General features: G+C 68.0%; 14 protein-coding genes. All 14 read right to left on the reverse strand.

From position 1 onward, the window contains the following. Position 1 precedes the first annotated feature (1 nt). On the reverse strand, positions 2 to 370 hold the full coding sequence (gene rpsL, locus ITJ69_RS00945) for a 30S ribosomal protein S12 (protein WP_017885540.1): 369 nt from the start codon (positions 368 to 370) through the stop codon (positions 2 to 4). A gap of 229 nt (positions 371 to 599) precedes the next feature. Beyond that, complete coding sequence (locus ITJ69_RS00950; RefSeq protein ID WP_194671735.1) at positions 600 to 1811, reverse strand: hypothetical protein; 1212 nt, start codon at positions 1809 to 1811, stop codon at positions 600 to 602. 36 nt (positions 1812 to 1847) lie between these two features. Next, on the reverse strand, positions 1848 to 2333 hold the full coding sequence (locus tag ITJ69_RS00955) for a DUF6121 family protein (protein ID WP_123936962.1): 486 nt from the start codon (positions 2331 to 2333) through the stop codon (positions 1848 to 1850). 27 nt (positions 2334 to 2360) lie between these two features. Next, positions 2361 to 3089 (reverse strand): CBU_0592 family membrane protein, encoded by a 729-nt coding sequence (locus ITJ69_RS00960; protein ID WP_416354919.1) that lies wholly within the window; start codon positions 3087 to 3089, stop codon positions 2361 to 2363. 68 nt (positions 3090 to 3157) lie between these two features. Continuing rightward, positions 3158 to 3862, reverse strand: a complete 705-nt coding sequence (locus tag ITJ69_RS00965) for a hypothetical protein (RefSeq protein WP_131921055.1) — start codon at positions 3860 to 3862, stop codon at positions 3158 to 3160. Continuing rightward, positions 3859 to 4599 (reverse strand): hypothetical protein, encoded by a 741-nt coding sequence (locus ITJ69_RS00970; protein WP_131921053.1) that lies wholly within the window; start codon positions 4597 to 4599, stop codon positions 3859 to 3861. Before ITJ69_RS00970 ends, ITJ69_RS00965 begins: the two co-directional genes overlap by 4 nt. Next, positions 4596 to 5648 (reverse strand): type IV pilus assembly protein PilM, encoded by a 1053-nt coding sequence (gene pilM, locus ITJ69_RS00975; protein ID WP_131921051.1) that lies wholly within the window; start codon positions 5646 to 5648, stop codon positions 4596 to 4598. Before pilM ends, ITJ69_RS00970 begins: the two co-directional genes overlap by 4 nt. Positions 5649 to 5690: 42 nt before the next feature. After that, on the reverse strand, positions 5691 to 6572 hold the full coding sequence (locus ITJ69_RS00980; protein ID WP_323742871.1) for a prepilin peptidase: 882 nt from the start codon (positions 6570 to 6572) through the stop codon (positions 5691 to 5693). Further along, complete coding sequence (locus ITJ69_RS00985; RefSeq protein ID WP_228504465.1) at positions 6539 to 8434, reverse strand: hypothetical protein; 1896 nt, start codon at positions 8432 to 8434, stop codon at positions 6539 to 6541. Before ITJ69_RS00985 ends, ITJ69_RS00980 begins: the two co-directional genes overlap by 34 nt. Continuing rightward, on the reverse strand, positions 8431 to 9132 hold the full coding sequence (locus ITJ69_RS00995) for a PilW family protein (RefSeq protein WP_131921047.1): 702 nt from the start codon (positions 9130 to 9132) through the stop codon (positions 8431 to 8433). Before ITJ69_RS00995 ends, ITJ69_RS00985 begins: the two co-directional genes overlap by 4 nt. Beyond that, positions 9129 to 10592, reverse strand: coding sequence for a prepilin-type N-terminal cleavage/methylation domain-containing protein (locus ITJ69_RS01000; protein WP_131921045.1), 1464 nt, complete (start codon positions 10590 to 10592; stop codon positions 9129 to 9131). Before ITJ69_RS01000 ends, ITJ69_RS00995 begins: the two co-directional genes overlap by 4 nt. Positions 10593 to 10667: 75 nt before the next feature. Beyond that, positions 10668 to 11096, reverse strand: a complete 429-nt coding sequence (locus ITJ69_RS20815; RefSeq protein WP_311316835.1) for a type II secretion system protein — start codon at positions 11094 to 11096, stop codon at positions 10668 to 10670. 193 nt (positions 11097 to 11289) lie between these two features. Continuing rightward, a complete protein-coding gene (locus ITJ69_RS01010) occupies positions 11290 to 12513 on the reverse strand; it encodes a type II secretion system F family protein (RefSeq protein ID WP_194671736.1) in 1224 nt (407 codons plus the stop codon). After that, a complete protein-coding gene (locus ITJ69_RS01015; RefSeq protein ID WP_194671737.1) occupies positions 12513 to 14066 on the reverse strand; it encodes a type IV pilus twitching motility protein PilT in 1554 nt (517 codons plus the stop codon). Before ITJ69_RS01015 ends, ITJ69_RS01010 begins: the two co-directional genes overlap by 1 nt. Positions 14067 to 14068 lie beyond the last annotated feature (2 nt).

Genomic DNA, 14068 nt, shown 5'->3' on the forward strand with positions numbered 1-14068 from the left:
CTCAACCCTTCTTCGCGCCGTAGCGGCTACGAGCCTGCTTACGGTTCTTCACGGCCTGGGTGTCCAGGGCGCCACGGATGATCTTGTACCGCACACCGGGGAGGTCCTTCACACGACCGCCACGGACGAGCACCATCGAGTGCTCCTGGAGGTTGTGGCCCTCACCGGGGATGTACGCCGTGACCTCGGTGCCGTTCGAGAGCTTCACACGAGCGACCTTGCGCAGTGCGGAGTTCGGCTTCTTCGGGGTGGTGGTGTAGACGCGGGTGCACACACCACGCTGCTGGGGGTTCGCCTTCAGGGCGGGCGCCTTGGTCTTGGTGACCTTCGGCGTACGACCCTTGCGAACCAGCTGCTGAATAGTAGGCAACTGTTCTCCTGGTTCTTCGCTCGTGCTCTCTGGCCGGCGCGATCCGCCGGCTTCCTCGTCCCACGCTGATGACCGCCTGACGGCGGAGGAACCTGCGGGGGGACGGAGTGGTCCGACTGGGCGATCTCGCTCGCCGGACTTTTCGGGCGCGCCCGAGGGCGCACACCCAGAAGAGACTACCCGCGTAACGGGACGAAATCAATCCGGGCCGGCACCACGCCGGACACCGTCATGAGCCGGTGTCCGAGGACCCGTTGCCGACCGCCGACCGGAACGTCGCACCCGAGCTCGAGAACCCCGTGATGTACCCGCTCGCGTTGACGTTGAGCGGTCCGGCCGTGGCCGTCCCGGTGCCGCCCGCGCCGGCGATGTCCGCCGTGAAGGTGGCCCGGCCGAAGGTGGTGGTGGAGACGAGCCAGCCGTTCGTGGTCCAGCTGCCGACGGCGACGGTCGGCCGCGACTCGAGCGTCCACTTCTCGTTCGTGTAGGTGTACGCCGGGTTCTCGCCGTACGCGTAGAAGCTGCACCCGGCCGGCGCGGCGTCGTTCGAGGCGATGCAGCCGTCCACCCAGGCGTCCACGGCCCGCTTCGCCGCCTGGTCGCCCGCGTTCGTGAGCGTCGCGGTCATCTGCACCGGCGTCGAGGTACTGCCACCGAACCCGCCCACGACGGCGCTGCCTCCAGTGGCCTTGGTCCACTTGCCGCCGTCGTACGTGACCGCGTAGGTGCCGGGGAGGGCGCGGAGACCGACCGTGCCGTCCTTCGGGGTCTTCGTCGACGTGCCCGCGACCTGCACCGAGGCGCCGGCCGGACCCCGGACGCTGACGTCGACGCTGCCGAGCTCCGGCGCCTGCAGCTCCCACACCGGGAACACGCCCCAGTCGGTGCCGGTCTTGTCGAGCGCGAAGGTCGCCGCGACGTCACGGCCGGCCTGGCGCAGGTAGGCGCGGACGGTGGCGGTGTCGCCGTCCGTGCGCGTCGCGGCCACGCGGTAGCCGGTGACCTTCGCGGTCGCCTTCGCGTACGCGGCGTCGGTCAGGAGCACGTCCGACTTCGTCCGGTCGATGCCCGCTGCGTCGAGGGCGTCGGTGACCTTCCCCGCGGTCAGGTCGTCGAGGAACGCCCGCACGGGGCGGTCGGCCGAGTGGGTGGCGGAGCCGACCGAGAACCCGACGACACCGGCGACGAGCAACAGCACGACGGCGGTGCTGCCGGCGATGATCCCGATGAGCTGGCCGCGGCGGAGCTTTCGGCGCGGTGCACGCGACGCGGTCGGGGCGTACTGCGCGCCGTGCGCGGTCGTGCCGACCTGCGCCGTCGACCCGGCCTGCGCGTTCTGCGCGGCCGCGGGCGTCTCTTGCGTCCCGCGGATCGACGCCACCGACGGCACGGCTCCCCAACCGTCCTGCTGGTCCGGATCCGGCGTGTTCTCGTCGCTCATCGTTCCCCCGTTGCGTGTGCGTCCTGCCCGGGCAGACTACCGCCCGACGGTGTCGTCACCCGCGACGGTCGGCTCCTGCCGCTGCCCTGCCGTCGGTGTCGAGCCCGTCGTCCGGGCCTGGTGCCGGGCCATGGAGATCCCGCCGATCACCGACAGGAGCGCCACCACGACGGAGCCGACGACGAACGGCCCGAGTGCGTAGCCGGCCGGGAAGACGAGGAGCTCGGTCAGGTCGCGGCGGATCGCCGCGTACCCGACGGCACCGACGCCGAGCATGACCAGGTAGGCGGTCGCGGCGGCGACCAGGCCGGTGACACCGGGGTTGCCCTCTCGCGCGCCGACCGCGGTCGCGAGGAACACCACCACTGCGGCGCCGATCACCATGGCCGGGCCGAGGTACGGGGTCGCGTCCGGCTGCGCGATCGCCTCGACGTCGGCGAGGAGCGCTTCGAACCCCGCGACGGCGACGACGAGCGCGATGAAGAGGACGGACGTCATCGTCGCGATCAACCACCGGGACATGAGGTGATCGTATCGCCGACGGGGCGGTCAGCGGGTGGCTTCGGTCCGCTCCGCGTGGTCGGCGCCTTCGGCGGCGTCTGCGCTGTCCGCGCCGTCCGCACGCTCCACGTGCCCCTGGGCTGCGGCGACCAGGGCCAGCGCGATCGTCGCGGTGATGATCGGGACGGTCTCGGTCATCGGAGCGACCTGCGTCGTGCTCGTGGTCGGCGCTGCTTGCGTCGTGCTCGTGGTCGGCGCTGCTTGCGTCGTGCTGGTGGTCGGCGCTGCCTGGAGGCCCGGGGCTGCGTCCGCCTCGGAGGGCTCGTCCGGCTCGTGGTCGCGCAGGGCCGGGCCGATGATCGGCAGGACGCCGGTGGTGGACGCCGGCTCGGCGTGCAGGACGGTCGCCTCGGAGGCCGCCAGCTCGCCGCGCTTCGCCGCGCGACGGGCGCGTCCCATCTTCACCAGGACGACCACCGCCACGATCGCCCAGATGCCGTTGACGATGGTCGACGGCACCGCGTGGTGCGCGGCCACGTTGACGGCGACGGCCAGCCCGCCGACGAGGTTGAAGAGCTGGTAGACCGGCCCGTTCGGGAGCTTCCCCGTGGAGAAGAGAATGTAACCAGCCAGCACGGTTACAGCACCGAACCAACCAAGGAATTCCACGATTCCGACCAACACGCGCGACTCCGGGCACGACGGGAACGGCCGGTTCGAGCCGACCGTTCGAGAGGGGGATGAGCAGCCGCGATCACGGCGTCGTGAGCATCGCATGCACACCGACGGGTGTCGCGGAAGAGGGGTCGGCGTGGCGCGTCACACCCCAGTGGGAGGGGGTCGGATCAGCCCTTCGCGGAGGCCGCGGCTGCGGCGTCCGAGAGCACGTAGACCGAACCGGAGAGCGACCATGCTTGGCTCGCCATCGGCGAGTCCCCCTCATCCGCACTCGTCGCAGCGATGCCGTTCACCAGGAACAGCCGCTCGCCGCCCTGGACGGCCTTCGTGAAGCTCAGCGCTTGGTCGTATGAGCCCGTGACGGCAACGGTGACGGGGATGAGCACGAAGTTCGACGCGGTGATCTGGTCATCGCTGTACGGGGTGGGCGCAGCCGGCGTCGCTGCCGCCGTCGGCGTGGCACTCGAGCTCGCAGCGCTCGGGGATGCTGACGGGCTCGGCGCCGCCGCTGATCCGGAGCCCTCCGGCAGGTAGGCCTTCGGCTCGCCGAAGGTGACCGAGGTCACGGTGACGGCGCTCGAAGAGGCCGCGAGATTCAGCTGGGACAACAAGGAGTCAGTCTCGGGCGCTGCAGGAACTGACGCGCGCAGCGCTGCAAGCTCTCGCTTCGTCGAGTCGAGCGACTCGGACGCTTTCTCGAGGCGGCGCAGTTCAGCGCGGTTGCCCGAGTTCGTCGCTGCGATGTCCGCTCGCTGCGACGCGTTGGTGGACGCCTGTGCGATCTGCGGCTGCGCACCGAGGAACCACCCGCCAGCGAGGACGGCGAGCGCGGCGGCGAGAGCGACGATCAGCGAGAGGCGGCTCTTGTTCACTTGGCATCGTCCTTCGTGTACTTGTCGTCGTAGGCCTTGTCGCCAAGGTGCGCTTCGATCGTCGCCGAGTACGTACCGGTGTCGGCCTCGAGCGAGACCGAGGTGATGGTCGAATCCGCGTACCCCTTGATCGTCGACAAGCGGGCAGTCCAGTCGGGGACGGACGGGATGCTCGGGCTCTCGATGGTCAGTTGCATCGTGGCGATCCGCGTTCCCTCCAACGGCACTGTCGATTGCGTGAACGCCTTCGTCACATCTGCCGAGTCGATGGACATCGCTGTGATCGACACCCCCGCAGGGAGGACGGCTTCGAGTTGTGCGAGGGTCGCGTTCCAGTCGACTTCCGTCGACCCGCCGACTGCCTGCGCCGCCTCGAGGAGCGCTGCGTCCCGCTCCGCCTGTCGCACGTCCGAGTACCGCAGCTGCTGCTGGAGCAACGACGTCGTCTCCGCTTGTGCACTGCGGAGGGCTTCGGCGGTCTCGAGCTGGTGCACGTACGCCACCCCCGATCCGACGACCACCACGGCGGCCGCCACCACGACTCCGAGCCAGGCCCGGCGGGCAAGCGCACGCTCTCGGCGCCCCGTGTGCACCTCGGCCGGGAGCAGGTCGACGCGCGGCTCACGGCCGACGATGGACGTCGTCGAGGCAGCCTTCTTCGGTCGACGGCCTCGACCACGCTGTTCGCCGGTCGCGTCCGAACTGGCGACGATCGGTCTGATCTCGGTTGCAGTCATGCTGCCCGGCTCCCTACTGCCAGCCCGTAGGCGACGGCGATCGCGTCCTCGTGTACTGCGATGTCGTCGGCCGGGATCGACCGAGCGACGTCGGCTCCTGCGAATGCGGACCGGAACTCTACCGGGAGCCGCGTGTGCTCAGCGAGCGCGTTCCGGAACCCGACGAGTCGGGCTCCGCCGCCGACGAGGACGATCCGTTCGACCCGCTCGCCGGGTCGGGTGTTCACGTAGTAGTTGATGGTGTTCCGCAGGCTCGCGATCAGCTCGAGTACTGAATCGCTGATGATCGCCACTGCCCGGCCGTCATCAGGCGTTCTCGCACCCTGCCCGATCCCGAGGTGACGTTTGACGGCCTCCGCCTGCGCGAACTCGATGTCGAGGTTGCCGGCGAGCGCGCGGGTCACGTCGTTGCCCCCGATGGGGATGATCCGGACGAACTGCGGAATGCCGTCGGTCGACAGGACGACGGTGGTCGTGTCCGCGCCGAGCTGCACCAGCACTGTGGTGCCCGGCAGGCCAGGGCGGCCGACGAGCACCCGGGTCAACGCGAACGGGATGAGGTCGACCCCGACGGGGTTCAGCCCGGCGAGCTGCGCCGCGTGGACGTTGGCGAGGACTGCGTCCTTGATCGCCGCGATGAGGAGCCCGTGCACGACCGGGCCGTCCTCACTCATGCCCTCTGAGGTCGGGTAGAAGTCGAGGATCGCATCACCGACCGGCACAGGGAGCATGTCCTGCACCTGGAACGGCAGGCTCTCTCGAATCTGCTCCAGGGGTGCTGCCGGGACGATGAGGTCGCGGGACAGGACACGCTGGTTCCCCATGCCCAGCACGACGTCCCGAGAGCGGAAGCGGCCGGTGGACCACAGCGAGCGCAGCGCCGCAGCCACGGTGTTCGGTTCGAGCACCTCACCGCGACTGACGGCGTCGGGCGGCGTCGGGACCTCGGCGAAACGCAACACGGTCGGCCGAGCGCGGTCTGCGTTCGCGACCTCGACCGCGCGGATCGCGGTACCCGCGATGTCGATGCCGACGATGCTCTTGCCCATGATGCTGCTTTCGCTTTGGTTGGAGTCTGGTTGCCGGAGAAGTCAGGCGAGCCCGAGCAGCCGGAGGTAGGCGGCCCAGAGGTCCTGGCCGAAGAAGATCCCGATCCAGGCGCCCGCGAGCATCGACGGCCCGAAGGGCAGACCGCCGCGCCACCGTGTTCGCCCGCTCACGAGCAGTGCGATCGCGACGGTACCGCCCACGACGAAGGCTCCGAAAGCACCCACTGCGAGGGGTCCCCATCCGAGGTACGCGAGCACGAAGCCGAGGACCACGGCGAGTTTCACGTCCCCGAGCCCCATTCCCCCGGGGACCGCGAGCGCGAGCACGAGATAGGCGCCGCCGAGCACAGCAGCACCAGCCACAGCTCGCACGAGCGCACCGACATCACCGCTGAGGACGGTAGCCGTGACGAGCAGGATCCCGAGGACGCCTGCGGACGGGTAGACGATGGCGTTCGGTAGTCGGCGCGTGTCGACATCGATCAGTGCCAGTGCCACGGAGACGGCCATCAGGAAGAGGAGTGCTGCGAAGTCGATGGCTTCAGCGAGCACGGCCGCCCCGGGCGGCATCACGGCTACCGACGAGGACCACGACCACGACCACGCCACGCCCACGAACAGGGCGGCAGTCGCCAGCTCGACCGACGGGTAGCGCGCCGAGATGGGCGCGCCGCAGTCCCGGCACCGACCGCGCAGGGCCAACCACGAGAGCACCGGAACGTTGTCGCGGCGCCGGATCTGGTGACCGCAACGCGGGCAGGCACTCGGCGGTGCGACCACCGAGAATCCTGCGGGTACCCGGTACACGACGACGTTGAGGAACGACCCGACGACGAGACCGAAGACGCCTGCCAGTGCCAGGGTCACCGGAAGGAGCTCACGGACCGCGGTCACCGGCATGCCCCGCTGCTGGTGGTCGCGCACGATCCGTCTACCTTGTACGCCGTCTGGACCTCGACCTGCGTGGTGACGCCGTACGACGTCGAGACGGGCTGCAGGAACTTCGGTGGTGCCGTCGTGAGGAGCCGCTGGTCGTACACGTAGTTCTTCGAGAACCCCGTGCTGCCGGTCGTCGCGACCGCACCACGCCAGTTCTGCGCGATCGATCCGACGACCTTGAGCACGCCGAGCTTGGGCCCGATGTCGTAGTTCTGGTTCCAGAACGTGCCGGCGTTGCTCGCCATAGCAGCGCTGATCGTTATGCCCGCGCCGCTGCTGCGGTTCAGGAGGCCGACGCCGCTCTGGTTGCAACGGGTGGTGTCAGTCACGTAGCCGACCCGCGGCTGGTACGTCGTCGGGTACGAGCTGCACCGCGCGGGGTTGTAGATCTCGACCGCGTTCTGGCCCACGAGTCCGAGGACGTCGTTGGTGGCGCTGGCGTAGGTGATGTCGTCGGTGACCCAGACCGTCCCCGATGCAGCGATCGTCATGGCGCCGCTGAAGCCCCCGCTGACGAAGACATCGCCAGCTGAGCAGCTGTACGTGTCCGATGCCGATCCGGTTTGGTAGTAGGACCCAGACTGCCCACCGTTGACCCACTCCCCCGACGCCGGGAAACCCTGACCGTTGTTGAAGGCCTGGTTGCTGGTGGTCGTCGCGGTCCCGTTCGACCGGACGGTCACCGTCGTCGTGCAGTAGGTGTTCGTGTACCGGGAAGGGAAGGTGTTGGCGGCCCAAGCGTTCACGTCGTTCGCGGCAGAAGGGATGTCCTGGACGTACATCAGGTTCGTCGGGAGCGTCGGGATCGTGGCGCCTGCCGAACTCTGCAGGTCAGCGACGGCTCCGCACAGCGCAGCGGCCTTCGCGATGTCGGCACCCGCCTTGACCTCACCGGTCGAACCGTTCACCTGCACCTGCGTTGCCTTCGTCCACGGCGACCAGACAGTCATCTTGCCGTTGCCCAGGAACGACACCCGGGTCGGGCCGGTGTAAAGGCAGCCCGGCCGAGGTACCGAGGTCGGGAGGTCGACGCGTGTCTCCTGCGAGAGGTTCGAGTTCAGCGCAGGCAGCCCGAGGTAGGGCACCGCACTCGCGGCACCCCCGTTGAAAGCGCCAGCGCAGGTCCCACTCGCGGGGCGGACCGAGGTGTCGTGCTGCTCGACCGGCCCGTTGAACACGGTCGCGCAGGCCGCGGTGAAGACGTCGTTGGTCCGGATCGGACCGTTGAGGACATCGGTACCGGCGAACTGGACCGCCGCGCACTTGTTGCTTGCAGACTGCCACTGGTAGACGGTCGTGCAGGTACTTCCGGTGATCGCCGGGTTCGACGACTCGTAGTTGGTGAAGTACAGGTAGTTGATGAACCCGTCACCCTTGAGGTTCGCGACCAACGACCGGACGCTACCCCCCGACTTCCCCGTGACACGGACCTTCAGGACGCCCTTTGCGGAGTAGTTCGAGTTGTCCACCTCGTACCGGTACCACTGGTCGGTTGAACCAACCACCTTGGCCCAGGTGGAGCCGGCATTCGTGAAGGCGATGTTGTCCGCCTGCCCGCTGAAGCTCGAACCGCTCGCCTTGCTGAACTGCGCGCTCGAGTTTCCGTAGAGCGCGTAGCCGTTGTCATTGGACAGCTTGGACTGGTAGTCGGCCAGTCCTGCGTATGCGGCCGCCATCGCGTTCTGGAAGTTGCGGTCCGTCGCTGACTTCACCGCCCCGGAGGTCGACACGGCGATCATCGTTGCGACAAGCAGCATCATCACGGTCCCGAAGATCAGGACGTTGCCGAGGATCATCCCTCGGTCGTCGTCGCGCGCCCGCTCGAGCACGCTCCGGAGCCGGGTCATGGCGTTCCTCCGTTGCTGGTCCCGTAGACGACGTTGAAGAGGTAGAGCGTGTTCTGGATGGTCGTGTTCCCTGCTGCCCCACTCACGGTCGACCCGAGTTCCAGGTTGACCCGGACGGCGCGGACGTTGCTGAGTTGCGTGGTCGAGATGGTGCCGTCGCTCTGCGCCGGCAGCGGGCTGCCGTCCGCCCCGAGGTACTCGAACATCGGTGCGCCACCGGTGGGAGAAGCCACCGGGCCTCCGATCACCATCGAACGAGTCGGCGCCTGCGCCGTCGACGGGAAGGTCCAGAAGCCGTTCGACGCCGTGCCGTCCCACTGGTCGAGGACGACCTTCTTCGCCGCGTTGAGGGAGTAGCGGATCTGGACCGGGTTGTCGGTACCGCTCCCGTCGAGGTTGATGTAGGCGTAGAAGGTCAGTCGCGTCGGGGCCGCCTCGGTGACGGCTGCGGCGTAGCTACCGTCGGACTTGGGCAGCAGGCTGGCGGCGTGGACGTACCGAGTGACGGAGTTCATCACGACCGATGCGTACCGCGCGTTCTGGTCGGACGAGGTGTTGGTCGCACCCGCCCGCAACGTGGCGGTGAAGAAACCCCCCACCGCGACGAGGATGACCATCGAGACGCTCACGGCGACGAGCAGCTCGGAGAGGCTGATGCCGGCCTGATCACGGTGCACACGGCGGAGAAGGCGGATCACGACGTCTGGCCTCGCGGGTCGAGGGTCAACGTGTTGTCGAAGCTGATGACCACCAGTGCGGTCTTCTGGTTGATGGAGCCATTGGTCACCGGCTTCACGTTCGATGCGTTCGACGCGATCTCGTTCTTCGTCGTGGATCCGAAGCTCGTGCCCGAGTAGATGGTCCAGGTCCCGAACGGTAGCGCCACCGTGGCGGCGTCTGTCGAGGAGACCGGGAACTTCATCGTCATCCCGGCTGAGCATCCGGGGTCGCCCGCCGCCGGGCTCGCCGAGGAGACCGCGGTGATGTACCGGCCCTTCACTCCACTCACCGTGGCGACGCCGGTCATGACAGACGCCGACGCAGGAGCGCCCGGCGACGCCTCGATCGTGGGCGGGATGGCCCCGATGGCCCCGGCGGCGTTCGGTGTCGACCACGCTGAGGGGTTCGGGCTCAGACAACTCACCGTGGAGCTTGGACTGTTGGAGTAGGGCCCGGCGTACGCCGCGTAGCCCGAGGTGAAGGGAAACACCGGCACTGACGGCTTCGACGTCGAGGTCACCACGAGGGACGTACTCGCGACGTCCCACGGTTTGATGGTGTCGAGCCCCCCCACCGAGCTCGAGAGCACCGTCACCATGTTCGTCGGCAGGGTGGCATTGTAGGTCTTCGCGTACTGGAGGGTCAGCTGGCTCGCGCGGTCGTAGACGAACGGCACCGGGGAGCTCGCGCCTGCAGAAACCGTGATCGGAGTCTGCGAGGACGGCTGCGCCTGGTTGGTGTCGATGCCTCCGGTCGTGGTCGCCGTCACCGTGTAGTCGCCCGGCGCCACGTTGACCGCGTACGAACAGCCCTGCGCGTCCGTCGACTGCACCGCGGTGGTGAGCGGCGAACCGCCGCCCCCGGCGAGCGGCGTGACGGTGATCGAGACGCCCTGGTAGGGGCTTCCCGACGCCGTCACTGCCGAGATAATGATCGTCCCGTACCCAGGGTCGGTGACGGCGTCGCTCGGGGCGATCGCGGAGGTGACAGTCGTCGAGCTTGCTCCGCCGCCACGAGGGTTCGGCCAGCTCACGGTCTCGACGACGCTCTTGTAGGCGAGCTTGCCGTTCGACGTGCCGCAGGCACCGCTGGCTCCGTCGCTCTGAACCCAGGTCACGGCGCGCTCGATCTTGTAGGTCACCCCGCCGATGGTCTTCGTGTTGTCAGCGCCGGCCTTGCTCACGACCTTGAAGATGCCGCCGGTCGAAGCAGCTGCCGTCTGGCGGAGCGTGTCGATGTCCTGTGACGCGAGTGCGACGGCGGTTTCACGTCCGCGGCTGGTCTGGGTGAGCTGCAGGGTGTTCGCGATGCCGTAGGCGATCCCCACCGACATCACGGCGAACACCATCATCGCGACCATGACCTCGATGATGGAGAAGCCGGCCTCGGCATCCCCGGACTCCGCGCGTTGTAGGACGCGGTTCATTCGACGGAACATGGTCACCTCCTCCAGTTGGCTCTTGCACGAAAGGCGACTCGTCTCACGACGAGCCGCCTTTTCGACGTGGTCAGGTCAGCAAGTGCCTGCCGCGGCAGCCGCCGTGTCAGTGATCTTGAAGCTGGTCTTCGTCGCACCGACAGCGCAGATCGCGAAGCTCGAGCCCGTCGCGGCCGGCTTGTAGGTGAAGGTCGTGCCATCACTCTGGGTGTAGCCGTACGGGGTCATCGTCGCGGAAGTGCCGAACTCGGTCGCGGTCGGGAGAACGCCGTTCTTGTCCGTCTGGAACGCGATGACGGCAGTCTTCGCGTTCGCGAGGTCCGACTTGACGGTCGCGTCCTTCGCGTTGTTCTGGACGTTGAGGTACACCGGGATCGCGATGGCCGCGAGGATGCCGATGATGATGACGACGACGAGGAGCTCGATGAGCGTGAAGCCCTTTTCGTTGTCCTCGAGGAGACCCTTGCGGCGAGCGTCGAGCTTGCCCATGAGAGCGAAGTACATGGTGGTTTCCATTCTTCTGGGAATGCGATGGGGATTGTGCCGGGGAGTGCTCCGCCGCCGGTCACAAGAGTATTCAGGGGTGTTTCCGTGCGTAATCCCGAGAACGGGGGGTCCGGGGGTACCAAAATGCCCCCAGTAACGGGGGCATTTCGTGCTTCCATGCCCCCGCACGAGGGGCATGGCCTCCGAGTGGTTACTTGACGAGCGCAGTGATCTGGAAGATCGGCAGGTAGAGCGCGACGATCATCCCGCCGACGACGACTCCGAGGAACGCGATGAGCAGCGGCTCGATGAGTGCCGTCAACGATTCGGTGGTGGATTCGACCTCGGCGTCGTAGAAGACAGCGATCTTCTCGAGCATCGTCTCGAGCGAGCCGGCGTCCTCACCAACGGCGATCATCTGCGAGACCATGCTCGGGAACACTTTTTCCACCGCCATCGGCGCTGCGATGGATTCACCTTTCCGAACGGCTTCGGCAACGCGGACGAGCGCGCTTTGCACGACGAAATTGTTCGACACTTCTCCGACGATCTGCAAGGCCTGCAGAATTGGAACTCCGGAACCGATCATGTTCGAGAAATTGCGCGCGAACCGCGCGATCACGATCTTCTTCGCCAATGCGCCGAACACGGGGAGACGCAGCAGGATCGGGTCGCGGAACGCCCGGAACCGATCCGTGTTCTTGTTGGCCCGGTACCAGAACCAGCCGACCACCGCGATCACGGCCAGTACCGGCGCCAGCCAACGCATGGCGTGTGACATCGAGACGAGGATCTGGGTCGGGATCGGGAGCTGTCCACCGAGCGACGAGAACATGTTCTGGAAGATCGGCACGATGAAGATGAGCATGATGACGACCGCGGCCAGCGACATGCACAGCACGACCACGGGGTAGGTCATCGCCGACTTGATGGTCGAGCGGAGCTTGTGCTCCTTCTCGAAGTTCGTGGCGATGGAGTCCATGGCCTGGTCGAGGAACCCGCCGGTCTCCCCCGCACGGATCATGTTGATCATGATCGGCGGGAAGTCGACCGGGAACTTCGCCACCGCGTCGGAGAACGAGACACCGCGTTCGACGTCGTCGCGGACCTTGCCGAGGATGTCCTTGAGCTTCTTGTTCTCGGTCTGGTCGGCGAGGATCGACAGCGCGCGCAGCAGCGAGAGTCCCGAGGTGAGCATCGTCGAGGCCTGGCGCGACATGATCGCGAGGTCCTTGAGGCCGACGCCCTTCTCGAACCCGGGGATCTTGATCTCGGTCTGCAGGCCGGTGCCGGCCTTGGACTCCGTGATCGCGATCGGCGAGACACCCATGCCCCGGAGCCGCTGGACGACCGCGCCCTCGGACGAGGCGTCGAGGCGGCCCTTGACGAGCTTGCCGGCACCGTCGCGCCCGCGGTAGTCGAATGCGAGGGACATCAGTAGCCTCCGGAGAACTTGTCGCCGAAGTCGATCCCGCTGGCGGCGATCGCGGCGGCCGAGGAGTCGGACGGGGACTCGACGCGCTGCACCAGCCGGTCGAAGCCCTCTTCGTCGTGCACCTTGTCCATCGCGGCCTTGCGCGAGATCGTGCCGACGTTGACCAGTTCGGCGAGGTCCTGGTCCATGGTGTGCATGCCCAGGTCACGGCCGGCCTGCATGGCGGACGTGATCTGGTAGGTCTTGCCCTCGCGGATCAGGTTGCCGATGGCGGGGGTGATCGTCATGATCTCGGTGGCGACGACCCGGCCGACGCCGTTGGCCTTCGGCACCAGGGTCTGGCAGACGACGCCCTGCAGGGTCGCCGCGAGCTGCGTGCGGATCTGGCCCTGCTGGTGTGGCGGGAAGACGTCGATGACACGGTCGATCGTGCCGGGGGCGCTCTGCGTGTGCAGGGTGGCGAACACCAGGTGACCGGTCTCGGCCGCGGTGAGCGCGACCGAGATGGTCTCGAGGTCGCGGAGCTCCCCGATCAGGATGACGTCGGGGTCCTGACGCAGCACGTGTTTCAGCGCGGCGGCGAAGGAGTGCGTGTCGGCACCGACCTCGCGCTGGTTGATGATCGCCTTCTTGTGCTCGTGCATGAACTCGATCGGGTCCTCGACCGTCACGATGTGGTCGGCCCGGCTCTCGTTCACCAGGTCGATCAGGGCGGCGAGGGTCGTGGACTTGCCGGAGCCGGTCGGGCCGGTGACCAGGACGAGTCCGCGGGGCAGGCCGGCGAAGTCGCCGACGTGCTCGGGGATGCCGAGCTGCTTGAGCGTCTTGATCTTGGTGGGGATGATGCGGAAGGCCGCGCCCCAGTTGCCGCGCTGCTGGTAGAAGTTCACGCGGAAGCGGTACTCCGGCGACAGCGAGTACGCGAAGTCGAGTTCCTGCTCCTGGTCGAACTGGCCGGCCTGCTCGACCGACAGCATCGTCTTGAGTGCGGCGATGACCTTGCCGCGCGACCACGCGCCCCCGGGCACCGCGGGACGGAGCGAGCCGTCGACGCGGACGGTGGGCGGGGCGTCGGCGGTGACGTGCAGGTCGGACGCGCCTTGGTACACGACCTGGGCGAGTGCGGTGATCAGGTCGGGGTCGGCGACCTCGCGCGCGTGGCGCGAGAAGTCGATGTCGCCGCCGGTCGTCGCCGCGGGCGCAGGCGCGGCAGGCGCGGCGTAGTGGGAGCCGCTGTACGGCACTGCGGCCAGCTGCTGCGTCGGCGCCTCGGCGTAGCCGTAGGTCGCGATCGACGACGGCACCCCGGCGGGCGGCGTCGCCGGAGCGGCGAGCGGCTGCGCGACGGGCACGGCGACGGGCGACCCGGACGGTGCCGGCCATCCGGCAGTGTCGTCCCCGAGGTCGTACACCTGCTCCGGAGGGGCCGACGCTGCGGCGGCAGCCAGGCGTGCTGCACGGCGGGAGCCCACCTCGGTGCCGGGGTTGCCCGGGTGCCAGCCGGCGACGGGCTCGTCGCCGGGGTGCGTGATGTCGTACACGGAGTCGGTCATCT

This window comes from Curtobacterium sp. VKM Ac-2887, from assembly GCF_015350935.1.
In the GTDB taxonomy this organism is placed as follows: Bacteria; Actinomycetota; Actinomycetes; order Actinomycetales; family Microbacteriaceae; genus Curtobacterium.

Bases quoted from the DNA above. Each gene is read 5' to 3' on its own strand.
- pilM (WP_131921051.1), bottom strand. From the start codon at position 5,648: ATGGGCAAGAGCATCGTCGGCATCGACATCGCGGGTACCGCGATCCGC.
- ITJ69_RS20815 (WP_311316835.1), bottom strand. From the start codon at position 11,096: ATGTACTTCGCTCTCATGGGCAAGCTCGACGCTCGCCGCAAGGGTCTC.
- ITJ69_RS01000 (WP_131921045.1), bottom strand. From the start codon at position 10,592: ATGTTCCGTCGAATGAACCGCGTCCTACAACGCGCGGAGTCCGGGGAT.
- ITJ69_RS01010 (WP_194671736.1), bottom strand. From the start codon at position 12,513: ATGTCCCTCGCATTCGACTACCGCGGGCGCGACGGTGCCGGCAAGCTC.
- ITJ69_RS00950 (WP_194671735.1), bottom strand. From the start codon at position 1,811: ATGAGCGACGAGAACACGCCGGATCCGGACCAGCAGGACGGTTGGGGA.
- ITJ69_RS00955 (WP_123936962.1), bottom strand. From the start codon at position 2,333: ATGTCCCGGTGGTTGATCGCGACGATGACGTCCGTCCTCTTCATCGCG.
- ITJ69_RS00970 (WP_131921053.1), bottom strand. From the start codon at position 4,599: ATGACTGCAACCGAGATCAGACCGATCGTCGCCAGTTCGGACGCGACC.
- ITJ69_RS00960 (WP_416354919.1), bottom strand. From the start codon at position 3,089: ATGCGATGCTCACGACGCCGTGATCGCGGCTGCTCATCCCCCTCTCGA.
- ITJ69_RS00985 (WP_228504465.1), bottom strand. From the start codon at position 8,434: ATGACCCGGCTCCGGAGCGTGCTCGAGCGGGCGCGCGACGACGACCGA.
- ITJ69_RS01015 (WP_194671737.1), bottom strand. From the start codon at position 14,066: ATGACCGACTCCGTGTACGACATCACGCACCCCGGCGACGAGCCCGTC.